Raw genomic sequence first — 21975 nt, 5'->3', positions numbered from 1 at the left:
TCTCAAATTCCGGGGCGCGATCAGAAGAAGACGGCGAGGTTGTGAACCTCGAGCGCGGTCAGATCGACATAGACGTCGCGTTTGAACAGCCGCAGCGTTTCGCCTTCGCGCCGCAGCCTATCGTGGCGTTCTGATGCGATGATATTGGCATGCGTATCGCTGCGCCGGGTCTGCACGAGGAGCAGCGCGCTTTTCGCTTCAAGCGTGCCATCTTCATGCTCGAATACCCGAAGATTGCTCACGAAATGGCGCGTACGGGTGGCGGGGTCTTCGGCCCAGGCGAAGCCGGTCTCGTTGCGGGCAACCTTCATGTTGATGGTGCCATGAGTCTCGTTGAGGTGGTACACCCCCTCGATAAACCCCGCACTGATCCCGCGACCGACGACTTCGCGGACGGGCATTCGGTACACGATGTCTTTGCTCAGCATGGTGTCGCACCATTCGCGATCGCGCATCGAGTCGAGCAGATCGGCTTCGTCGAACAGCCAGTCCTGTACTTCACAAAAAAGAGGGGCACTTGACCGCACCCGTCGGGCAGTCGTCTGCTGCGCTTCTCCCGCAGCAATCCTGACCTGCGCCTGCATCCTTCGCCTCCCGAAACTTCAGTCTGTCCCTCTACGAAGCGCCTTCGTGAGATACACAGTTTGTGAACAAGATGTTCCTCTTCCGGTGCCATGGTGTCAACTCGCCCTTGAGGGGCATGTTCTCAACATGCGGGATTCCTAGAATTTGGGGCATGCTAGCAGACATAAAAAAAGGCCGCGGAACGTCGTGTTCCGCGGCCGCATTGCGCCTGCTTACGAAGTTTTCAGACTACCCTATTCAGAGTTCGTCGCATCCCACTCAAGCGTGCCGGCCGCGCGGGTCTGCTCCTCGTAGATAGCGGTCATCAACGACAACAGGCGTGTCGCCGACGCCATGGTTTCAGCGTAATTTCCGATGAACTCCACTTGCGGAATGAGCAGATGCCGTCGGACTTCGGCATAGGCTTGCACGACCTTTGCGCCTGCATCGGTTGCCGAATAGGCGAAAGCCCTGTCGCCCTTCTCTCTCGACCGCTCCACCATGCCCTTTTTCTCGAGCTTCCCGAGACTGTACTTGATATTATGGAGATCCAGCCGGTTCATCGTCTGCGCGATCTGCACGAAACTGCGCGGCTGTTTCTGAATACCGACCATGTGGAGAACCATATGGTCCTGATATCCAAGCCCGATATCCGAGACGGCGCTCATCACGCTCTGCTCCCACCGCGCGAAGCTCTCGCTCACCCGCAGAACCGTCCATTCGAGCTCCGACAACGTGAGTTCAACGGGAAGCTTCGAAAGATGTTCGGGCGGCGTGTTGCTCACGCTGTCGTAATGGGGGGCGGCGGCCGTTGCGGTCTTCCGGGACTTCGATGGCAGATCGGTCTTCGCCTTCGTCGCGCTCATCAACCAAATCCTGCTCTTGTCATTTCGCCATGGGCGGCATTGCGCGGTATGTGGAATGCTGACCCGGTATCATGGACATTCCGCGAAAACCACCGTGCAGTCCCACGGTGGTCACGCCAACCTGACCGTATCGTTCGCCTCTACGGCTGGGACAGCCCGCCTCGTTCGGGTTTTTCCCATGAAATCGAGCTTGCCGATCTGCACGCCCTTGTTGCGGAGGATCGCGTAGGCAATCGTCAGATGGAAATAGAAATCGGGTTGCGAGAAGCTGAGTAGGAAGTTCTCGGCCGTATAAGGGATCCGCTTTTCCCCGACCACGAACGCCATGTCCTGACCGATGAATGACTCCATTTTATCTCGCTCAACGCCAAGCAGCGCCTCGCGCGCAGCCTCGACGCGGGTTCTCAATTCCTCGAACGTTTCGGGCAACGCGCTACGGTCGGGCGAGAAGCTGCCGCGTCGCACGCCCTCGATGGCGCCAATCGAGTGCAGAACGGCGGACTTCACCTGATATGCAAAAGGGTACATGTCGTCGGCCAGCTTTGCGCCGATGAGCTCGGCTGGCGGCACTGCATGCTCCGTGCAATGCGCCTCGGCTTTGTCGAGCAAGTGAAGAAGCGAACCCAACATTTGGACGTAGGTCGGGACGATCGCGTCGTATAGCGAATACATGGCAACTCCGGAAATAGTCTTAGGGTACGTGACGAGAGTTCGACGTGCGCCCTTCCGCAAACTGCAGACCGATCGGTCGATCCTATCCGCATGCTCATGACACCGCTGCGATCGGGCCATAGCCACCTGACGATCCTATGGAGCGGACACCTTTCGATCAATCCGAAAGGCGGGATGTGGACCGGCTTGTCCCATATCCGCAAGACGGAGTCCCAATTCCCAAAGTCACACGCTAGGAAAACGCCACCGATATACTAGAAACAGTCAGGTAGCTCTATCGACCCGCTTCACCGTTACTGCTTACGCCAGTTCGAGGGCGATCGTTTTGAGCGGTGTCTCGACATCGGCGAGTCTGATCTTGTCCGGCGCAAGGCGCCCTGTGACAAGCGCCTTACCTTGGACATAGTCCTTGGTGGCGTTGACACAGTCGAGCGCGAGGACATGTCCGTCCTTCAAGTAGATAATCGAAAAACTGCGAGTGGCCGGATCCCCCCGCACGATCGCCTCGTCGAACCCGATCGATAAGCCGACGGTCTGAAGCCGCAGATCATATTGGTTTGACCAGAACCACGGCACCGCGTGATAGGGTTCGCCGCCACCTAGAATATCCCTGACCGCGACATTCGCCTGATCGTTGGCGTTCTGAACCGATTCCAGCCGAATCTTCGCGTGTTCGGCAAAGGCATTGGCATGAAGCGCACAGTCGCCGATCGCGTAGATGTCGGGAAGGCTCGTCCGGCAATACGCATCGACCTCGACGCCATTGCCCCCCTCTGCCCCCGCTGCGAGCAACGGTTCGACCGCAGGAATGATGCCGATCCCGACGATCACCATGTCGGCGGGAAGGATCTCGCCGTCGGCCATTCTGACGCCGCTCACGCGACCGTCGCCAAGGATACAACCGACCTTGGCGTTGAGCCGAACCTCTACGCCATGCGCACGATGCTCTGCCTCGTAAAAACGCGAGAGCGGCTCACCGGCGACACGCGCCAGCACGCGATCGAGCGCTTCGAGCACGGTAACGCGTTTGTCGAACGTCTTGGACAGCACCGCCGCGGCTTCGAGGCCGATATAGCCGCCACCGATCACGACGACGTCTCGGGTCGCCTCAAGCTCGCCCAGCATGCGATCGACGTCGGCGCGAGTCCGCACGCCGTGGACCCCGACCAGGTCGTGACCAGCGCAACTCAGCCGTCGCGGCGCGCCGCCGGTGGCCCAGATTAACTTGCCATAGGAAATGGTCGAACCATCGGTCAGCGCGACGCTATGCGCCTCCGCATCGACGCGGACCACCCGCTGGCCAAGCAGCATCACCACGTGACGCTCTTCCCAGAATTTGGGCTGCCGGATCAAGATCCGCTCGAAGCTCTTGTCGCCCGATAGATATTCCTTGGACAACGGCGGTCGCTCATACGGAAGCTCCGGTTCATCGCCCAGCACGGCGATGCTGCCTTCGAATTTTGCGAGACGAAGCGACACAGCAGCCTGCGCGCCTCCGTGTCCAGCTCCGACGATCAGCACGTCATACTGCAATGCGGTCATGCCTGCGCCATCACCGGGCCGAAGCGCGGAGCGACCCCGTCACGCGAAATTCCTACCATGCTATCCTCCTCAGATTGAAGCTGGCGAGAACACTATGACGGACCCGGCGCACTTTCCAGCACGCATCAAGCTGACATTGGCCCGTTACTTTCTCACTCCCATGATGTGGCAATACCGGTCGCCTCCTCGGCGACCCCTTCGAAAGGTTACGGTATCGTCCCGACGGTCGGCGCGCGACCGTATGTCTGGCCGCTACCGCGCGAAGATGCGGTTGGTCGCTCTGGCCAAGCCACCCATTCCCGCGGAGCTTCATCCCGAGCACGCCGTGGATCCAAGGGAGACTTTCGCTGAGCTGGCCAGTGAACCATCATCGCGCCGGCGGCGCTGCAAACTACTCGCGCAATACGTGGTTGGTCGCTGCGTTCGGGTCGGAAATCACACACGCACCGACCTCGCGATGGATGCTGGACCGAACCGTCGTCCTTTACCGCAGACGAAATAGCGACGTGGTGGCGCTCGACGACCGATGCCCGCATCGCTGGGCGCCACTATCGCTGGGTCGTGTCATCGACGATACCATTCAATGCCCGTATCACGGCATCACGTTCGCCCCGAATGGCGAATGCATGAAAATCCCGTCGCAGAAGACGATCGTGTCGGGCTGCGCCGTCCACGCTTATCCCGTCCGCGAGGAAGGGCCGTTCGTGTGGGTGTGGATGGGAGACCCTGCCCGGATCCCCGAGTATGTCGCGCCGCTCGATACCGACTGCGCGCTCTCGGATGCGTGGAGCGTCGCGTCGGGCGTTCTGGAAATGGATGGCAATTATATGCAGCTGCATGACAATGTCCTGGATCTCACGCACTTTGGGTTCATCCACATCGGTTCGCTCGGCATCACCGACTGGATCAAGCCACCCAAGGCGTAGACCACCACGACCTCTGCCAAATTCCGCAGCGAATTTGTCGATCGGCCGCTCCAACCCGCGCATTGCGCGATCACGGGACCGGAACTCGATTGTCCTGCCAATTTGTTCGTAACCGAAGGGGAGTTCGTCTCACCCGCCGTTCACGACGCCATCGAGACAATCGAATATGACGCGCCGACGCCAGCGGGACGATCGAAATACACCCTCCGCATCGTTCACGCGACCACGCCAATCAGCATGGACAAATATCGATATCACTACCTCTTCGGTTGGGACGTGAAACTTCCGAGCGAGGCGATCGCGGCAATGCAGGCCGGGACGAAACCGTTTTCACCGGAGACAAGGTGATCCTCCGCGCGATCAGCGAGACCCTCAGATGAGATTCCCGCGGGATCGAGTATCCCGAGATCAAGCTTCAGGCCGATACGCCCCAACTGCATGCGCGCCGAAAGCTGAAGGCATTAATCGATCGGGAGTAAAGTGCGCGAAAAGGGGTGGGGACGGTCCGAGCATCTAGCCCCCTTCCCCACGCCCTCGATATCGATACCAGTTCCGCCCGCCAGCTACGTTCAGCGCGCCTGTCCCTGGAACTGCGGCAAGAAAAATTCGTCCAGATCGCGTCCGGCATAGATCGACCCATGAAAGTATGTGTCGATGCCTTTGACATAGGCCGCTGCTGTGACTTCGTCATCGAGACCGGGAACGGCATGCGTCAGCACCACCGCCTTGACCCCGGCTGCCGCGGCCATTTTGCCGATCTCCTTGGGTGCGAGATGCTCCTTCGCCATATGCTCCCGGAGGGCGGCAGCCTGCGCTGGGTTGCTGCTGAGCATCTTGTTCTTGTTCAATAGCGCGGTCATCGTCGCATCTTCGTCGATCACTTCGATCACGAGAACGTCTGCGCCCTTCGCCAGCGCCGCGACCGCCGAACTCGGCCCGGTGTCACCTGAAAAAACGATCGATCCCGCTACAGTGTCGAAGCGGTAGCTGTACGACTTATCAGCCGTGTTCGAACCCGCCGGGAATTGTGAATAATGCGTGTTCTCCGCAGCATAGACGGTCACGTTCGAATCCGAGAACACCTTGCCCGGTGAGGATACGGTCGTCGAGACGAAGGCAGTCTCGGGATCGCAGCCAGGCGAAATCCTCTGTTCGGTGAAGGTCCGCAAGGGAACCTTCAGATAGGCCCTCGCAGCCTTTACCATGTCGTCCGTTCCGTAAGGACCGGTCACGGTTACACGGTTGTTCCGACCAGTGACGCAACTGAAAGCCATGAGGTCGGCAAGACCACCATCATGGTCCAGATGATGGTGGGTAATGAAAACCTGATCGACCTCAGCGGGCTGATAGCCAGCCGCCGCCAATCGGCCCAATGTCCCGACCCCGACGTCGATTAAATAGACCGTTCCGTTGATCACCAAGAGGTTGGACGGCTGCGAGCGTTTTACGCGGACGATCGGCCCCCCGCCTGTGCCGAGCAGGACCAGCCGCGCGAGCGAACCGGCCTTGCTCGCGGCCGGTTGCTCCTTGGCCGTTTGCTGTGGTGGAGAGATTTGCGCCTGGCCAGCCGAGGCAAGAAAGGCCGTGGCCATGGCAACGATCGAGACTTTGAAGTTCGTATTCATACTTCCCCATTTCACAGCCAGATCAGATGGTTATGGCTGATGTCTCGATCGTCGAACCAGCTTAGAACTTGGCCGCCAGGCGCACGCCATACGTCTGGGGCGGACGCAGGAGCGCACTGTTGAACAATCCGAACGGTGCCGGAAATGCGCTGGTGAACACCGTCTTGTCGAAGATGTTGTTCGCATAGGCGGTAACCGTGATGCGCTTGTTCGGGAAGGTATACCCAAGCTGCGCATCCGCCTGCCAATAGGCACCCTGGACCTGCACTTCGGTAAATTCGAGGCCGGTCAGTGTTCGCGTCTGGAAATGCGATCGAACGCCGCCGACGATTTGACCACCATCGGACATATCGACCGTCTGTTGCACCCCCAGGTTGAGCGTCCAGGTGGGCGCATAAGGCGGGCGCTTGCCCGAGCAATCGACGGTGTAGCTCAGCGCCGATATGGACGTACTCGCACACGCCGTCCCATTACCCTGGCCGCCATTCTGGTTCGGAACACGGTAGACGAAGGATTTATACTTGGCATCGAGATATTGGACGTCGGCGTTGAATTCGGTCGTACGCGTCAGCAGATAGCGTGCCTCGATCTCGATCCCCTTATAATCGGCTTGGCCGACGTTCTCGGTCCCGAGCTGCGTCGAACCGGAACTGTCCTGGATGAAGTGCGAGATCTGCTGGTCCTTGTACTTCCAGTAGAACAGCTCGAGATTGAACTGGAGCTTGTTGTCGAAGAACCGGTTCTTGGAGCCGATCGTATAAGAGGCGATATTCTCCGGCTGATAGATCCCGGAATCGGCCGTCAGGTAGAACCCGCCGGATTTGAAGCCAGTCTCGTAGCTCGCGTAGAGCAAGTTCCGAGGCGTGATGTCCCAGTCCGCGCCAACGCGGTAGGTGAACTTGTTGAAGGTTCGTCCCTGCGCGTTGGCGCCGGTCTTGTTGATGAAATTCGGTACCGTGATCGTGCCGTCGATGGTGGGATCGAAATTCGGGGTCGGCACGGCGAAGTTCACAGGAAAAACCGATGCCGTGGGGCATCCGGGAACGTACGTGGGGAAATAGGTGGTCGGGCGCACGCAAACCTTGAGCAGACTTTGCTGCGTCCCATCGAGGGTCTTGTGCTCCGATGTGTAGCGACCGCCGACCCCCACCCGCAATTCCGGGGTGATGGCCCAGGTCAATCGACCGAACGCGGCGCCGTTCTTGTTGGTCAGGCGGTAGACCTGATTGACGACGTTGGACTGCTGGTTGACGTAGAATTGCGGCACGTCGTTGGTTTCGCGGTAGAAGAACCCACCCAGTAAATAGCGGATCGGGCGATTGTCGTCCGACGCCAACCGGACTTCAAGACTGGTCTGGCGATCCTGTTCGCGGGGTCCGATGTAGAAACCGACGGCGCTGCTGAGGCTACGAAGTTTGGACTCGCGATAACCCGGGACAATCGTGACCGTGCCGACCGGGGTTTTCCAATCGACGGTGCCCGAAATACCCCAGAAACTGTTCCGCAGGAACGACTGGGTCGAATACGGCGCGAACGTCCGGCCAAGCAGGAGATTGGGCTGTTTGGTGACGAAGGCCGTCCCCTCCGCCGACTGATATCCGTTGCGATCTTCGACACCGCTTTCGATCGCGATCCCGCCCGGGCCCACGCCACGCTGGCGGAAGGCATCCGCCACGATATTGATCGACAGCGTGTCGGTTGGTTCGGCTCGTACGGAGATACGTCCCCCAAGATCGTTTTGATCGTCGGTTCCGCCGTTCATATACCCATCATGCCGCGTCCGGTTGACGGCCGCGCGGACCGCCACCTTGTCGCCGATCGGCACGTTGAGCACGCCTTCGAGACGCAGGGCATCGTAATTGCCATATTCCAGCGTTGCGCTGCCGCCCAAGGTGCCCAGCTGTGGTCGCTTTGCGAGGACGTTGATCGCACCGCCGGTTGCGTTGCGGCCATACAGAGTGCCCTGCGGCCCCTTCAGCACCTCGACGCGTTCGACGTCATAGAAAAAACCGTTGGTGCCTGATGCCCGGCCGATAAAGACGCCATTAAAGTTGAAAGAAACCGCCGCGTCGGTGAAGGCGGTCCCGCCGAGCGTGCCGACACCGCGCAGATAGAAGACGCTGTACGAACCGGCCGATGGCGCGATCTGCAACGCGGGCACGATCGATGTCAGATCGGCGGGCTTGACGACGCCGGCGGAAACGAGCGCGTCTCCGGAGACGGCACTGATCGCGACCGCGGCCTTCTGCAGGTTTTCCGATCGGCGCTGCGCAGTGACGATGATATCGGCCAGCCCGGCTTCGGGAGCGGCGAGAGGTTTCGGGGCCATCGCCTGCGCCTGAGCGGCCGGGGCTTCGGGCGTCGCGGGCGTTACTGGCGTGCTCTGTTGTGTGGTTTGAGCGATGGCGCCATGCGACACCAGCGCGTAGGCACAGACCGCACATGTGGCGAGTAGTCTCGACTTCATGTATCCCCCCATTTGTTCTAACGTTTTTGGTTGCCCCGATGCTACGTCAGGTCTCACGCAAAGACTTTATGTTCGGGGACGCCAGCTTTCCGGATTGGGACATGCGTGCGTTGGCGACACGTCCGATCGAAAAGATTTACCAGAATGTGGGATAACTGCGTGGGGGGGGGGGGGAGACCGGTCGCTTCCGGTCCGTCAAGGCGGTGAGGACCGCATGGGCGAGGTGCTCACCAAATCCTGCTTGAAACGATGAGGCGGACGCGCGCTCAACGCGCGTGCCGTGGTTCCTCCCGGCACCGCTAGGGCTCGTCGGAAATGCTGTACGCGGCCCAACAATTAACCGGGTCGCAATCACGTCAAACGTCAAATGACGTCTCAACGCACCGCAACCCGGCACAACAGTTTATGCGCTACGTCCGCTTCCCGCCCGTTTCCAGATCCAGCTCGGTCCGGGTGGTGCGACGAGACTGGTCGTCCCTGGCTTATTGCTCGCCGGGCTTGGGATGAGACCGCGGCGGCATGCCGTGCCCCCAGAAGCTTGATGCCTGCCAGTTTTTGACGGTCCATTCGTCTTCATTGTCGATCCGCAAAGCGCCATACCCGTATTCGACGTGGAAGCCCGATGGCGTATCTGCGTAGAAGGAGAGCATCCGGTCGTTGACATGACGCCCCAACGCGCCGGTCGCCATGCCACGCTGCTTGAACAGATCCAGCGCCGCACCGACGACATCGACGTCTTCAACTTCGAGCATGAAGTGCTGCAGACGCTTCGGCGGCGGCGCGCCGGGCATTTCCGGCAAGACCATCACGGCGACGGAGTGATGCCGCGGATTGACGTGGACGAACGTCAGATCGATCGTCATCGGCCCAATCGCGAGCGAAATGTGATCGCTGACCCGCCCCCCAAGGCCCTTGGTCAGATAGTCAACATAAGAGGCCTTGTCCTGCACGCCGATGACGATGTGGCCGAACCCAAGTTCAGCCGCGACGAACCGAGGGATGCCGCGTGGCGAAACGAACGGCGCATGATCGAACAGCGGACCGTAATAGATCTCGGTCGCCATGCCATCGGGATCATCGAAGCAGATCATCCGACTGACGAGCCTGGCCGCCGTCTGTTCCGGGCTTCCGGCTCGAACGTCGATACCATAGGCACGCAACTGCGCCGCTACCGCGTTGAGCGCAGCCTCGTCTTGGACTTCATACCCGACGTAGAGCAGATCGTCGGCATCGTTGCGGCTGAGGATGAACCGGTGGTGGTAATCGTCCATGCGCAGAAAGAGATCCCCGTTTGCGGACTCCCCATTGTCCTGCAGCCCCAGAACTTCCTGCGCGAACTCCCGCCACTTTTCGAGGTTCGAGACGCCGAGCCCGAGATATCCGATCTGACTGACCCGAGCCGGCTGTACGGCTGTTGCGCTGCTGCTCATGTTCAATTCTCCGTTATAGAAAAAGACGATGGTGCTGAACTCGGTGGTAATCGCCGCTCATCACGAGGCGTCGCAGGCGTAAGGAACAACCGCGGCGCTTCCGCCGCGAAATGTGATCGTTACGCCCTCCCAAAAGCCGTCTTCCCGTCGTGAAAAAGCGAAGCAATCCGCCGAGACCGGGATACCGGTGACGATCGCTTCCGCTATGAACGGCCCGGTCTCACTGCCATCCGCCGCTCGTAGCCACACGGCAAACGGATCGCCCGCGGCAGACAGCGCACTGAACGTTGCCGTGGAACACCGCTGGGTGTCGCCGTTCTCCCGCTGGAGCAGCATGTCGACGGCTTTCCAGTCCCGCGCGCGCCCCAGATCGAAGGTGACGCGCGTGAAGCGGACGGGCACCCGGACGCTGTTGCGAAACGTCGCCAGTTCGCCGATCAGATCGCGCACAACGGGAGCTCGTCAGTTGCTTGCGAGGAAGTTGGCGACGAGCACGTTGAACTCGTCGGCATGCTCGATCTGCGCCCAGTGCCCACAGCGGTTGAACACGTGGAGCCGCGAATTGGGGACGATGCTCAGAAGCCGCAAACTATGCTCGATGCTCAACACGCGGTCGTCGCGACCGTGGATGAACAACGCCGGCGTCTTGATTTTCGACAGCGCGGCGACCGCCTCGCCGGTTACGGGAACGCCGCCGGGGTGTGCGAACATCTTGAGGAAGTTGGTAAGATGGCCGGGATTGGCCAGGGCCGCCTTCGATCGTGCTTCAAACAGCGCGTCGGTCGCAAGCGAGGAATCGAAGACCATGACCTTGATGAGATTGCGGAAGCTCTCGGGACTTGGGTCGCGATAGGCTTGCACGAGCACCTTCATCCCTTCCGACAAGCCGGCGGGGGAAAAGATCGACGGGATCGTGATCAGCCCCGATCCCATCGTCACCAGGTGCGTCAGGCGATCGTTCTGTGTTTCCGCAAAATGCAGCGCGATCATGCCGCCCATCGAATTGCCAACCAGCGCCGCCTTGTCGATCTTCAGCGCATCCATCAGCGCGAGGACCGCCAACGTTCCTGATGGGACCATCGGCGTGACCGTCGGGTCGTTGGGGGCCGACAGCCCCCACCCCGGCACGTCCAGTGCAATCACGCGGAACGTCTTCGACAGCGGGCCGATGTTCGGAAGGAAATTGGTCCAGCTCGTGGCACCGGGGCCGGAGCCGTGCAGCAGGATCACCGGTTGTCCATTGCCGACTTCGTTATAGTGCAGCCGCCCCCGCGGAGTATCCACGAAGCGACTGGTTTGCTCGAAGGTGGGTTCCCCTGTTCCGGCGACGGCAGAGGTTTCGATGTCAGCCATTTCTGATCTCCTTGAGAGCGAAGCGTATTGTGTGCCGTATGGTGAATTTCTTCGGGCCCGACCGAAGGCGAGTTCTCGATACGGGTTGATGCTATGCGTCGGCCGGTATCGCGGATTTGGATCGAAGGATGTCGAGCGCGACGTCGACGATCATGTCTTCCTGCCCACCGACCATCCGCCGCCGACCGAGTTCGACCAGAATTTCGCGCGTATCGACCCCGTGGTCGATCGCGGCCTTTTCGGCATGTCGCAAAAACGACGAGTACACGCCGGCATATCCGAGACTGAGCGTTTCCCGGTCAACGCGGACCGGTCGATCTTGCAGCGGGCGAACCAGATCCTCGGCTGCATCCATCAGTTGGTACAGATCGCACCCATGACGCCAACCCATCCGGTCGGCCGCCGCAATGAACACCTCCAGCGGCGCATTGCCAGCCCCCGCCCCCATCCCGGCCAGGCTTGCGTCGATTCGCACTGCCCCGCCTTGCGCGCCGACGATGGAATTGGCGACGCCCAACGACAAATTGTGGTGAGCGTGGATACCGCGCTGCGTCTCGGGCTTGAGTACGCGGTCATAGGCTTCCACCCGGAGGCGATAGTCGTCCATGTTCATCGCGCCACCGGAGTCAGTGACATAGACACAATGCGCGCCGTAGCTTTCCATCAGCTTGGCCTGTTGCGCCAAGGCATCCGGGTCGCTCATATGGCCCATCATCAGGAAACCAGACACATCCATGCCGAGGTCGCGCGCGGCCATGATATGCTGCCGGGAAATGTCGGCCTCGGTACAATGCGTTGCGACCCGCACCGAGCGCACCCCGAGAGCATGCGCGTGTTGGAGCTCCTCGATCGTGCCGATCCCCGGGATCAGCAGCGTCGTCAACACGGCGTGCTCGAGCACTTCAGCCACCGCTTCGATCCATTCCCAGTCGGTGCAGCGCCCGAACCCGTAATTGAACGAGGATCCGTTCAAGCCGTCTCCATGCGCAACCTCAATCGCATCCACGCCAGCCTGATCGAGTGCGCGTGCAATGGTGCGGACGTGATCGATGCCATATTGATGGCGGATCGCGTGCATCCCGTCGCGCAGCGTGACGTCCTGGATGTAAAGCTTGTCCCGTATCGGATCGAACGCCATCAGACCGTCTCCTTCCGCTGCAATCGCCGGGCGGCGATCTTCTCGGCGGTCGCGAGTCCGGCCGACGTCATGATGTCGAGGTTTCCGGCGTAAGCGGGCAGGTAATGCGCAGCCCCTTCCACCTCCAGGAAAACGGTGGTCTTGATCCCTTCGTAGGTACCAAGGCCGGGAATGCTGATCGGGTTGTTGGCGCCGAACCGTTCGTGCTGGACGCGCTGCTTCAGGCGGTAGCCAGGAACATAGGCCGCAACCTTAGCGACCATCGCTTCGACCGCTTGATCGATGGTCGCCTCGTCGGCGCCGCTGGACAGGGTGAACACCGTGTCGCGCATCAGCATCGGCGGTTCGGCCGGGTTGAGGATGATGATCGCCTTGCCCTTCGCCGCGCCGCCGACCTCCTCGATGCCACGCGACGTGGTCTCGGTGAATTCATCGATGTTTGCGCGGGTGCCGGGGCCGGCCGACTTCGAGGCGATCGACGCGACGATTTCGGCGTAGTGGACCGTTGCGACCGAGGATACCGCCGCGACGATCGGAATCGTCGCCTGCCCGCCGCAGGTCACCATATTGACGTTGGGCGCATCGAGATGCGCATCCCCGTTGACCACCGGGATGACATAGGGCCCGATCGCGGCTGGGGTTAGGTCGACCATGACCTTGCCCGCCTTCGTCACGATGTCGCTATGCCGTACGTGTGCGCCCGCGGACGTCGCGTCGAACACGATGCCGATTTCCGGCCAGACGGGCATGGCGACCAGACCGTCGATCCCGCCCGCGGTGGTGGCGATCCCCATCCGTTCCGCCCGTTTCAGACCGTCGGACTCGGGATCGACGCCGACAAGCGCAGCGACTTCGAGCACTTCGGACCGCCGCATGATCTTGATAAGCAAGTCGGAACCGATATTACCGGGACCGATGATCGCGACCTTGATCTTCGCGGTCATGCGACATCCTTTTCGAAGTGGAACGAAGCACTTCCCAGTCCGCCGATCTTCGCCTCGACCCGATCACCGGGTGTCAGCGCAACCATCGGTCCGAGCGCCCCGGTCAACACGACATCCCCTGCGCGCAACGGATCGCCTGCCGCCGATAATGTGCGAACGAGCCAAGCGGCCGCTTCGAGAGGATGACCCAGGCAGGCCGCGCCAGCGCCCAGCGAGACGATCGCCCCGTTGATCTCCATCACCATCCCGCACGTGTAGAGATCCAGTCCGTCGAGCGGCTTTGGTGTGTCTCCCAAGACGTAGAAACCGGACGAACCGTTGTCGGCGACCGTATCCGCAAAGGTAATCTTCCAGTCGGCGATGCGACTGTCGACGATCTCGATCGCGGCAACCGCGTGTTTGACGGCGGCGGCGACCGTTTCAGGGGTTGCATTCACGTCGTCGAGATCGGTCGCGAGCACGATTGCGATTTCAGCCTCGGCCTTGGGCTGAAGCGTCCGGGACGGATCCAGCCGACCTCCGTTCGCGACGATCATATCGTCGAACAGCACACCGAAATCCGGCTGATCGACGCCGAGTTGAATTTGAACCGCCCTTGCCGTCAGGCCGACCTTGCGACCGACGATGCGGCGACCCGCATCCGACCAGAACCGCGTGTTGATCGCTTGCACGACGTAGGCGCCGCTCGCATCCGCCGGATCCAGAACACCCCGTAGCGGGGCTATGGCGCCAGTTTGATAAGCCGCGCGTAAAGCGGCGGCGGAATGGGTGTAATCGTGCAATTTTTGTCCTCCAGGCGCAGTCAATACGTATGGCAGGCGGTGATAATCAGCAATTTTATGGTGCTATCTTCTCTCACACTGTGGTAGGACGCCTGTTATGAACAGTGGCACCGCAGCAAGCGACAAGATGCTGGACCTCCTCGAGACCCTGCTGGGCGGTAACCAGAATGGTTCCCTTCGCGCAGCCGCGGAAACGCTGGGGCTGCCGTCTTCGACCGCCCACCGAATGGCTGCGGCCTTGGTACGCCGCGGCTTTATCGCCCCGGCCCAGAGGGGTCATTATGTCAGCGGCATGCGGCTCGCAAACCTCGTCGCTCGCAGCAATCCGCAAGACACGCTGGAAGCCGTTTCCCGACCTACGCTGCGCGCCCTCGCGTCGGAAAGCGGGGCCACAACTCATCTCGGTATTTGGGATGGCGAAATGGTTACCTACCTCGTCAAACAGGCCGGGCGAGGCGCAACGCTCTTCACCTCTGAGGGTGGCCAGTTGGAGGCCTATTGTTCGGCGATTGGAAAAGTTCTGCTCGCTCATATCGATCCAGCCAAGCGCGACGCCTACCTTTTAGCCGGACCGTTCATAGCACTGACCGATCGTACCAAGATCGACCCCGCTGATATCCAAGCCGAACTGGATGAGGTCGCGCGACTCGGATTTGCGCTGGATCAGCAAGAAATTGCACAGGATCTTTTTTGTATCGCCCTGCCGGTGAGAGATGCGAATGGCGCCGTGATCGCCGCGGTTTCGCTGTCCGTAACCGGCGCCGCCGCCAAATGGGTAGAGCCGCCGGCAGCGTTGCGCCGCTGCGTCGCGACGATTGAGCGGAGACTCGGCACCGGCGGGACGGACTGAAACGGTTCCTAGGTCAGTCGAGGTTGGCAGACCAGTGCTAGGTCCCACGCACATCAGCGGTCGCTGAAAAGTCTCGTTCTGCATTCCTCGGAGCGGCCCAACACGAGATGTCAATTTTTCGAGACGCTAGGGCAAAGACATGTCCCCCGGATTTGCATACTCTTAGAGGGCAAGGTCGCTGCGCCTTGAAGCCGAGGCCCCGGACGAGATGACGGTATTGAGGGGTCTCCAAGCTATTTTGGTTTGGTGATCCTCCTCGGACCATTCTGATTGCCAATGGTCGTCCGACCGGACGGGAAGCATTTCCTCTCGGACGTCTGAACTTCGAAATTTGCCAAACACCGAGCGGGTTCAAACACGCCGGTCGATCCTTGGAGAGGAAGATCTATGTCTTCAGAGTCTTACAGCATCCGCACTCCTGTCCTAATCGCTGGAGCGGGCCCCGCGGGGCTAGCCGCTTCGCTGGCGCTCAGCCGTTATGGCGTTCCCCACATCGTTCTAGAACGTTTCTGCGATGTGGCAAATACGCCGCGCGCGCACATCACCAATCAGCGAACAATGGAGATCTTCCGCGACCTCGGCATCGAGGACGACGTGATGGCCGAAGCGACACCAAACGCAATGATGTGGAGCAATGCCTACATCACCACGATGGCCGGACCCGAGATCCTCCGATCAGATGCGTGGGGAGCAGGCGAAGACCATATTGATCGTTATCGTCGCGCAAGCCCATGCCAATCCGTCAACATTTCGCAGCATCACCTCGAACCGATCATGGCGCGCGCAATCGAAGATGCTGGCGTCGGGGAATTGCGATACGGCCACGACCTCCAGGATTTCGTGCAGGACGAAACGGGCGTAACCGCCACCGTTCGCGAGATGCACGGCGGCGCCCACTACACGATCCGTGCCGACTACATGATCGGCACGGACGGGGCACGAAGCATTGTCGCTACCAAACTCGACCTGCCGTTTGACGGGCATACCGCCGACGGCAGGGACAGCGATATCGGCGAAGTCGTCTACATCTGGATCAAGGCGGATCTGACCCGATATTGCGCGCACCGTCCCGGAACGATGTACTGGGGACTAGACCCGCACGACGGCGCCACGTTTGTGATGGTGAAACCGTGGACAGAGTGGGTCACCGGGTTCAATGTTCCACCTGCGCAGGTCAACAGTGAGCTCGACCCGGAAGCGCTACGCGCCCGCATTGCCCGCGGCATCGGCGACCCCAATGTTGCAATCGAAATCAAGGCAATCTCGCGCTGGAGCCCGAACCGGATGTGGGCGCTTCGCTATGGACAGGGGCGTGTCTGGTGCGCGGGGGATGCCGTCCACCGTCATCCGCCGATGAACGGGCTGGGCTCGAATACGTCGATCGCGGACGGGTACAACGTCGCCTGGAAGCTCAAGCTTCTGCTGGATGGCCATGCCGCACCAGCCCTTCTCGATACGTACGACACGGAACGCCAACCGATCGGTGCGCGCGTGGTGGATCGCGCCTTCAGTTCGCTGGTCGCACAGTTCGGGACCATGTTCCGGGACGTGTTGGGAATGAAGGGCGAAGCTTCGCCTGAGGAGATTGCATCCCGCATCGAAGCTCTGCGCGACGACGGCCCCTCCGGCATCGCGCTTCGTGCCGGCTTCGAACGGTTTCGCACGAATGAGCTGGAGACCGCGTTCAATGCTCTCGGTATCGAAGTCGGCTATCGCTACGAGGGCGGTGCGTTGATCGCCGAAGCAGGACAGGAAGCGGGTATCGAGGGGCCGCCCGATGTCGGGTATGTCGCGACCACCCGACCGGGCGCCCGATTGCCGCATGCTTGGATCGAGCGTGGCCTTCGCAAGATCTCGACGCTTGACCTCGTCGGACGCGGCCGTTTCACATTGCTGACCGGACCCGGTGGAGATGCTTGGGTCCAAGCCGCTGCGAACAGCCGTCGTGAGACCGGCGTCGACGTTGTAGTGATACCAGTCGGTACGCGATACGGCTTCGTGCGCGATCCCCTCAATCACTGGTCGCGACAACGCCAAGTCGACGCCGATGGCGCGGTTCTCGTACGGCCTGACGGACATGTCGCTTGGCGCGCTCGGGATGTGAGCGCCGCATCGCAGCTGACGGAGGTGATGCGCACCGTCCTGGGTCATGATCACAAAGAACGCATTGACACCGCAACGGTCGTGGAGCCGTCCGACCGTCAGGTGGCATTTGCTCACGTCCTATAAGGTCTTACCGTTGTTCACGTGCTCCGCCGAAGACAACTGAGGGGGCGTTGCGGGCGCCACGGGATCACAAAGCCCCCGTGGCGTCCGTTTGATGTTACGTGGTCAGGCGATGGCATCGCAGCGCGGCTAAAAAGCGATGACGCTCCGAATGGCCCGTTCTATGCTATTGGAGAAAGCACTGATTGCGCAGGGAGAGGTATGCCGCCAACACCATCCCCTGCCGGCCCTTCCCTGGTCAATCCGGCGAAATTCCGCCCGCCTGCTCCGCTAGACGATCTATTGCGTTCGATCCGTCTATCAGGCGCGGTACTTTGCCATTCGCACATGTCCGCGCCGGTCTGCGTCAGCGTTGCGTATGAAGCGGACTCGCTCGCTTTCTACGAAGCGGTCGAGGGGCACTGTGAAGTCCGTTTCGACGGGATGACGGAACCCATGACCTTCGAGCATGGCGACGTTCTAATAGTCCCCCGCAACCTGCGTCACCGATTTTGCATCGAGTCCGACACCAATCCTCTCGATCTTCGTGACGTGCTCGCCTCTCTTGTCGATGGCGAGATGACCGACGAGAACGACATGGTCTCGCTGACCCGCGCGTTTGGCATGCACATCGCCTTCGGCGGCGGCGGCACGCCGTTCGTAATGCGCATGGTCCTCGCCTGGGTGGACGACCGGGTTCCAGGCCCCTTGCTCGACGGACTTTACCGACCAGTACTATTGAAGGGGTTTGGACGTCAGCACTCGGCGCTCCTTTCGGCGATCTTCGAAGAGGCCGATACGCAACGCGAAAGCAACTTCCTCACTCAACCTGTCTTCATTCGGCTGGGCGAAGCGCTTTTTGCGCTGGCCCTCAAGGAAGCCGCGCTGCGCGACAATTTCTCGCCTTTTTATGAGGGTCTGTCCGATCCCCTCGTGGCCAAACTCATTGGCATGATCCTACGGGATCCGGGTCACGATTGGACGCTCGATGCGCTTTCACGCGCAACCGGTCTCTCACGCTCGGCCATGTCTTGGCGTTTTCGTACCGCTTTGGGCATGTCGCCCGGCCGTTTCGTGACCCATACGCGAATGAGTGCTGCGCAAATCATGCTGACATCGACCAATCACAGCATCGTTCAGATCGCCGAACAGCTCGGCTACAGCTCCGAAGCCGCCTTCAATCGCGGTTTTCGCAAATGGAGTGGGACAACGCCCGGAAAAGTCCGGGTTAAGAACTACCCTACGCGCGATTTCGCGAGGGACCGAAGGTCAGCCTAGGCATCTCCGAAACAAAGTGACCTATTTGGTAAAGTAGGACCACGCCCTGCCCCGCGGCATCTCCTGACGTACGGGATGATTCAACGCCACCCGAAAATTGGTGCCGATCATACCTCGAAGCCCCTGAATCACCTCGGCACGCTTGCCCAAGCGGTCGATTTCTCCGTTTTCCCACCATACGAGAAGGGGCATTCTTCCTCATAGGAGACCCCATTGTGGCTTCGGAAGCAAAGGACTAGGTTTTGAGGATCATGAATCGAACCCGTTTGGTGACAAATGGGTATCGCATACAGTGCGCGGGCCTCACGCCAAACGGTATGAGCCGCGCAAGACTTAGGACTGTTCCGTCGCGGTAATGTGACGGTCGGGTGTAGACCTTGCCTGACGATATGGTTCGTCGTTGGGCCAGAGTTGCAAAGAGGATGATCTGGACCGTCGGAATATCGGTCTTGCTCTCTCCCGGTTTTCGTCAGCTTCGGCAGGCGCCCGAGAGTGAGTGGGAGTGAATACGCCGTTACGGTCGAAGCGACAAAGGCAGAACAATGTCAGCGTTTAAATTGATAAGCCCGGCAGACCTCGTCGCCTTGGATGATCAGTCCAAGCTAGCGATCGTAGATATTCGGATGCCGTTTGATTACTTTGGTGGTCGTGTTCCTGGATCGATAAATTATCCCGGCGAACTGATGTTCGAAAACTGCAATTCCATCCCCAAGGACTCGTCGATCGTCCTGGTTTGCGACGATGGCGAACAATGCCTGCCGATCGCCACGCAGGCACTTGCGGCGGGATATGGCGATGTCGCCATTCTGGCTGGTGGGATCGACGCCTGGCTCGACGCCGACCTGCCGGTCGACACGATTGCCAACGGTAACATGCAAGTCTGATGATGCAGTATAAGCAACTCGGTCGCACCGGTGTTCGCGTGTCCGCGATCGCTCTCGGCACCGCGACATTCGGTGTCGCCCCGCAGGAAGCGACAGCGTCCCGCGTCGTCGCGAGGGCGCTCGATCTCGGCATCAACGTCTTCGACACTGCAAACAGTTACGGCAATCAGCCTCGCTTCGATCGCCCGAATGCACCACCGGCGGCGCAGCGGGCTTCGGCAGAGGAAATTTTGGGTAAGGCGCTGACCGGTCGCCGCGATCAGGCTCTGATCTGTTCCAAGGTGATGGAGCAGGTCGGTGATGGCCCCAATGATTGGGGACTCTCGCGACTGCACATCTTCAACCAGATCGAGCAGAGCCTTCGGCGCCTCAAGACTGACCATATCGATATCTATTATGCGCATCACGCCGATCCTACGACGCCGATCGACGAAACCTTGCGGGCATTCGACGACCTGCAAAAACAGGGAAAAATCCGCTATTGTGCCCTGTCCACCTTTCAGCCTTCGCAAATGGTCGAAGCGCTTTGGCGTGCCGATCGTCTCGGGACCTGCGCACCGATCGCGATCCAGGTGCCTTACAATCTTGCCAACCGAGAGCATGAGCGAGATCTGATCCCTGCATGTGAACGGAATGGCATGTCGTTGATGGCGTTCAGCCCTATGGCTGGCGGGCTGTTCAGCGGCAATGTAGCTGGTCGGGAATTCGTTGGTCACAAACGGTGGGGTGGTCCCGGTTTCAGCGAGGCGCAACTGGCCCTGGCAAAGCAGGTTCAGCAGATCGCCAAGCAATCGGGTTTGACCGAACCGCAATTGGCGCTCGGCTGGCTGATTTCGCAACCGTCAATCGCTTCAGCGATCGTGGGTACCGAAAGCGAGGACGAACTCGTCGCTGCCTGTTCTGCTGCGGCCACCCCGATGCCGGCCGACCTCCTGGCGGCCGTCGACGCGGTCGGAAAGCCGGACTTCCCCTATTATTGACGAACGTCGAAGTGCCTGCACTTAGAACGACTGAATTGGCATGCGGAACGCAGCCCCCTCTTAAGGACAGCCGATGGAACCGAAAGCAAAAAACCGCTTCGTTGATTATCTGAACATCGACGATCATACTGTCGATCGCGTTATTTTTTCTGGCGATGAGCTCTACAAGACAGAGCAGAAAAAGATCTTCGCGCGCGGCTGGAATTTCATGTGTCATGAATCCCAGATCCCCAAGCCCGGCGACTTCTTCCTCAACTACATCGGTGAGGAGAGTGTGATCGCAACGCGCGATCGGACGGGCAAGCTTCAGGTATTTCTCAACAGCTGCCGCCATCGCGGTAATGCCGTCTGCCGTGCAGAGATGGGCAACGCACGCGCGTTCCTGTGTACTTACCACGGCTGGACTTACGGCCTTGACGGCAAGCTGACCGGAGTTCCCGGTTTCCGCGAACTGTATCAGGAGAAAATCAACCGCGACGAATGGGGCCTCATTCCCGCAGGTAAGGTCCAGAGTTACCGCGGTTTCGTGTTCGCGACGATGGATCCCGAAGCGCCCGATCTCGAAGAATATCTCGGCGACGTCGGGCGGACTGGCCTGAACTTCATCGCGAGCCAGGGTGACATGGTCGTCGTTGAAGGCGTTCAGAAGAACCGTCTGGAATGCAACTGGAAGATCGTCGTCGATAACACGTTCGACTGGTATCATGCGCAGATCAGCCACGCTTCCGCGTTCATGTCGGGTGCGTTCCCGCGGTCACTCCCGGATGATACCGCAAACGAACTGTTACATCCCTTCGGGTCGAAGCAGCAGCGTGTTCTTTTCGGCGATTACGGACATGCCATCAGTGGACCGCGTCTGACCGACGCAGTGTGGGATGGGCTGCAACGGATCGCGGCTCGCGATGAATCGATCGTGCCTTCGCCCGTGATGAATTCACTTCTCTGGCGGCTCGACCCGCGCGCCGGTGAAGAATTGGGCGAGATTGGGACACGGTCGTTGGGACATCCGCACATTTTCCCGAACCTGTTCGTATCGACCATCACCAATCAGGTCGCACTCCGCCTGCCAAAGGGGCCAAACGAAACGGAGTTGTGGTGGTTCACCTTCGTCAACAAGGACTGGCCCGACGAGGTCAAGGCCGGAGCGATTTCCCTCGCGACCAGGGTCTTTGGTCCTGCCGGGATGCTGGAGCAGGATGACGGCGAGAACTGGGAGATGAGCACATCGGGCACGCGCGGACTCATCGCACGCGAATATCCGCTGAACTATCAGATGGATGCCGAGACGACCAATCTCACGGTCCCCGAAGTCGGGGCTCCCTACATCGACACCCTCGTCAACGAGCACGCCCAGCTTTGGACTTACCGTGCTTGGGCGGACTGGATGAGTGCGGAGAGTTGGGAGGAGCTGAAGCAAAACCACGCAACGCCGCAGGACGTGTTCAAATCCGCGTGATGCGCGAAGGATG

General features: G+C 60.2%; 19 protein-coding genes. 7 read left to right on the top strand and 12 right to left on the bottom strand.

Annotation, left to right across the window (positions count from 1 at the left end; translation table 11 throughout):
- Positions 1 to 20: 20 nt before the first annotated feature.
- From QBJ92_RS10850 to QBJ92_RS10835, 4 genes are all read right to left on the bottom strand, one after another.
- Complete coding sequence (locus QBJ92_RS10850; RefSeq protein WP_277969713.1) at positions 21 to 584, bottom strand: aromatic-ring-hydroxylating dioxygenase subunit beta; 564 nt, start codon at positions 582 to 584, stop codon at positions 21 to 23.
- A 234-nt stretch (positions 585 to 818) separates the two neighbouring features.
- Positions 819 to 1430 (bottom strand): winged helix DNA-binding protein, encoded by a 612-nt coding sequence (locus QBJ92_RS10845; RefSeq protein WP_277969712.1) that lies wholly within the window; start codon positions 1428 to 1430, stop codon positions 819 to 821.
- Positions 1431 to 1541: 111 nt separating this feature from the next.
- Positions 1542 to 2102, bottom strand: a complete 561-nt coding sequence (locus tag QBJ92_RS10840) for a DUF1993 domain-containing protein (RefSeq protein ID WP_277969711.1) — start codon at positions 2100 to 2102, stop codon at positions 1542 to 1544.
- A 300-nt stretch (positions 2103 to 2402) separates the two neighbouring features.
- Positions 2403 to 3644, bottom strand: a complete 1242-nt coding sequence (locus tag QBJ92_RS10835; RefSeq protein ID WP_277969710.1) for an NAD(P)/FAD-dependent oxidoreductase — start codon at positions 3642 to 3644, stop codon at positions 2403 to 2405.
- A gap of 359 nt (positions 3645 to 4003) precedes the next feature.
- Here QBJ92_RS10835 and QBJ92_RS10830 point away from each other — a divergent pair, with 359 nt between their 5' ends.
- Positions 4004 to 4570 carry a Rieske 2Fe-2S domain-containing protein gene (locus QBJ92_RS10830; protein ID WP_277969709.1) on the top strand — a complete coding sequence of 189 codons (567 nt, stop codon included), beginning with the start codon at positions 4004 to 4006 and terminating at the stop codon, positions 4568 to 4570.
- A 569-nt stretch (positions 4571 to 5139) separates the two neighbouring features.
- Here the strand turns inward: QBJ92_RS10830 and QBJ92_RS10825 are convergent.
- The 8 genes from QBJ92_RS10825 to QBJ92_RS10790 form a co-directional block, all read right to left on the bottom strand.
- Positions 5140 to 6162, bottom strand: a complete 1023-nt coding sequence (locus tag QBJ92_RS10825; protein WP_277969708.1) for an MBL fold metallo-hydrolase — start codon at positions 6160 to 6162, stop codon at positions 5140 to 5142.
- A 94-nt stretch (positions 6163 to 6256) separates the two neighbouring features.
- On the bottom strand, positions 6257 to 8524 hold the full coding sequence (locus tag QBJ92_RS10820) for a TonB-dependent receptor (RefSeq protein ID WP_277969707.1): 2268 nt from the start codon (positions 8522 to 8524) through the stop codon (positions 6257 to 6259).
- Positions 8525 to 9144: 620 nt separating this feature from the next.
- Positions 9145 to 10092 carry a VOC family protein gene (locus QBJ92_RS10815; RefSeq protein ID WP_277969706.1) on the bottom strand — a complete coding sequence of 316 codons (948 nt, stop codon included), beginning with the start codon at positions 10090 to 10092 and terminating at the stop codon, positions 9145 to 9147.
- Between the two features lie 60 nt (positions 10093 to 10152).
- Positions 10153 to 10542, bottom strand: a complete 390-nt coding sequence (locus QBJ92_RS10810) for a hypothetical protein (RefSeq protein ID WP_277969705.1) — start codon at positions 10540 to 10542, stop codon at positions 10153 to 10155.
- A 12-nt stretch (positions 10543 to 10554) separates the two neighbouring features.
- Complete coding sequence (locus tag QBJ92_RS10805; protein ID WP_277969704.1) at positions 10555 to 11445, bottom strand: alpha/beta fold hydrolase; 891 nt, start codon at positions 11443 to 11445, stop codon at positions 10555 to 10557.
- Positions 11446 to 11536: 91 nt separating this feature from the next.
- Positions 11537 to 12583, bottom strand: coding sequence for a 4-hydroxy-2-oxovalerate aldolase (dmpG, locus tag QBJ92_RS10800; RefSeq protein ID WP_277969703.1), 1047 nt, complete (start codon positions 12581 to 12583; stop codon positions 11537 to 11539).
- Positions 12583 to 13527 carry an acetaldehyde dehydrogenase (acetylating) gene (locus tag QBJ92_RS10795; protein ID WP_277969702.1) on the bottom strand — a complete coding sequence of 315 codons (945 nt, stop codon included), beginning with the start codon at positions 13525 to 13527 and terminating at the stop codon, positions 12583 to 12585. Before QBJ92_RS10795 ends, dmpG begins: the two co-directional genes overlap by 1 nt.
- On the bottom strand, positions 13524 to 14309 hold the full coding sequence (locus QBJ92_RS10790) for a 2-keto-4-pentenoate hydratase (RefSeq protein WP_277969701.1): 786 nt from the start codon (positions 14307 to 14309) through the stop codon (positions 13524 to 13526). The genes QBJ92_RS10795 and QBJ92_RS10790 overlap by 4 nt, the downstream gene beginning before the upstream one ends.
- A 97-nt stretch (positions 14310 to 14406) precedes the next feature.
- On the opposite strand from QBJ92_RS10790, the gene QBJ92_RS10785 reads away from it, so the two are divergent.
- The 6 genes from QBJ92_RS10785 to QBJ92_RS10760 all read left to right on the top strand — a co-directional run bounded on the left by QBJ92_RS10785 (position 14407) and on the right by QBJ92_RS10760 (position 21962).
- Positions 14407 to 15159: an IclR family transcriptional regulator gene (locus tag QBJ92_RS10785; protein WP_277969700.1), complete on the top strand. Its 753-nt coding sequence runs from the start codon at positions 14407 to 14409 to the stop codon at positions 15157 to 15159.
- A gap of 387 nt (positions 15160 to 15546) precedes the next feature.
- Entirely contained in the window at positions 15547 to 17388 is a 1842-nt protein-coding gene (locus QBJ92_RS10780) for an FAD-dependent monooxygenase (RefSeq protein WP_277969699.1), read from the top strand.
- A gap of 198 nt (positions 17389 to 17586) precedes the next feature.
- Positions 17587 to 18642 (top strand): AraC family transcriptional regulator, encoded by a 1056-nt coding sequence (locus QBJ92_RS10775; protein WP_277969698.1) that lies wholly within the window; start codon positions 17587 to 17589, stop codon positions 18640 to 18642.
- A gap of 542 nt (positions 18643 to 19184) precedes the next feature.
- Positions 19185 to 19526 carry a rhodanese-like domain-containing protein gene (locus QBJ92_RS10770; protein WP_277969697.1) on the top strand — a complete coding sequence of 114 codons (342 nt, stop codon included), beginning with the start codon at positions 19185 to 19187 and terminating at the stop codon, positions 19524 to 19526.
- Positions 19526 to 20506, top strand: coding sequence for an aldo/keto reductase (locus QBJ92_RS10765; RefSeq protein ID WP_277969696.1), 981 nt, complete (start codon positions 19526 to 19528; stop codon positions 20504 to 20506). Before QBJ92_RS10770 ends, QBJ92_RS10765 begins: the two co-directional genes overlap by 1 nt.
- Before the next feature lie 73 nt (positions 20507 to 20579).
- On the top strand, positions 20580 to 21962 hold the full coding sequence (locus tag QBJ92_RS10760; protein ID WP_277969695.1) for an aromatic ring-hydroxylating oxygenase subunit alpha: 1383 nt from the start codon (positions 20580 to 20582) through the stop codon (positions 21960 to 21962).
- Positions 21963 to 21975 lie beyond the last annotated feature (13 nt).

It is taken from the genome of Sphingomonas echinoides, assembly GCF_029623395.1.
Taxonomy (GTDB): Bacteria; Pseudomonadota; Alphaproteobacteria; order Sphingomonadales; family Sphingomonadaceae; genus Sphingomonas; species Sphingomonas echinoides_A.
This window is presented reverse-complemented; position numbering and strand designations above follow the sequence as displayed.

Coding starts and splice junctions, on each gene's coding strand:
- QBJ92_RS10850 (WP_277969713.1), bottom strand. CDS start 584: ATGCAGGCGCAGGTCAGGATTGCTGCGGGAGAAGCGCAGCAGACGACT.
- QBJ92_RS10845 (WP_277969712.1), bottom strand. CDS start 1,430: ATGAGCGCGACGAAGGCGAAGACCGATCTGCCATCGAAGTCCCGGAAG.
- QBJ92_RS10840 (WP_277969711.1), bottom strand. CDS start 2,102: ATGTATTCGCTATACGACGCGATCGTCCCGACCTACGTCCAAATGTTG.
- QBJ92_RS10835 (WP_277969710.1), bottom strand. CDS start 3,644: ATGACCGCATTGCAGTATGACGTGCTGATCGTCGGAGCTGGACACGGA.
- QBJ92_RS10825 (WP_277969708.1), bottom strand. CDS start 6,162: ATGGCCACGGCCTTTCTTGCCTCGGCTGGCCAGGCGCAAATCTCTCCA.
- QBJ92_RS10820 (WP_277969707.1), bottom strand. CDS start 8,524: ATGGCCCCGAAACCTCTCGCCGCTCCCGAAGCCGGGCTGGCCGATATC.
- QBJ92_RS10815 (WP_277969706.1), bottom strand. CDS start 10,092: ATGAGCAGCAGCGCAACAGCCGTACAGCCGGCTCGGGTCAGTCAGATC.
- QBJ92_RS10805 (WP_277969704.1), bottom strand. CDS start 11,445: ATGGCTGACATCGAAACCTCTGCCGTCGCCGGAACAGGGGAACCCACC.
- dmpG (WP_277969703.1), bottom strand. CDS start 12,583: ATGGCGTTCGATCCGATACGGGACAAGCTTTACATCCAGGACGTCACG.
- QBJ92_RS10795 (WP_277969702.1), bottom strand. CDS start 13,527: ATGACCGCGAAGATCAAGGTCGCGATCATCGGTCCCGGTAATATCGGT.
- QBJ92_RS10785 (WP_277969700.1), top strand. CDS start 14,407: ATGAACAGTGGCACCGCAGCAAGCGACAAGATGCTGGACCTCCTCGAG.
- QBJ92_RS10780 (WP_277969699.1), top strand. CDS start 15,547: ATGTCTTCAGAGTCTTACAGCATCCGCACTCCTGTCCTAATCGCTGGA.
- QBJ92_RS10775 (WP_277969698.1), top strand. CDS start 17,587: ATGCCGCCAACACCATCCCCTGCCGGCCCTTCCCTGGTCAATCCGGCG.
- QBJ92_RS10770 (WP_277969697.1), top strand. CDS start 19,185: ATGTCAGCGTTTAAATTGATAAGCCCGGCAGACCTCGTCGCCTTGGAT.
- QBJ92_RS10765 (WP_277969696.1), top strand. CDS start 19,526: ATGATGCAGTATAAGCAACTCGGTCGCACCGGTGTTCGCGTGTCCGCG.
- QBJ92_RS10760 (WP_277969695.1), top strand. CDS start 20,580: ATGGAACCGAAAGCAAAAAACCGCTTCGTTGATTATCTGAACATCGAC.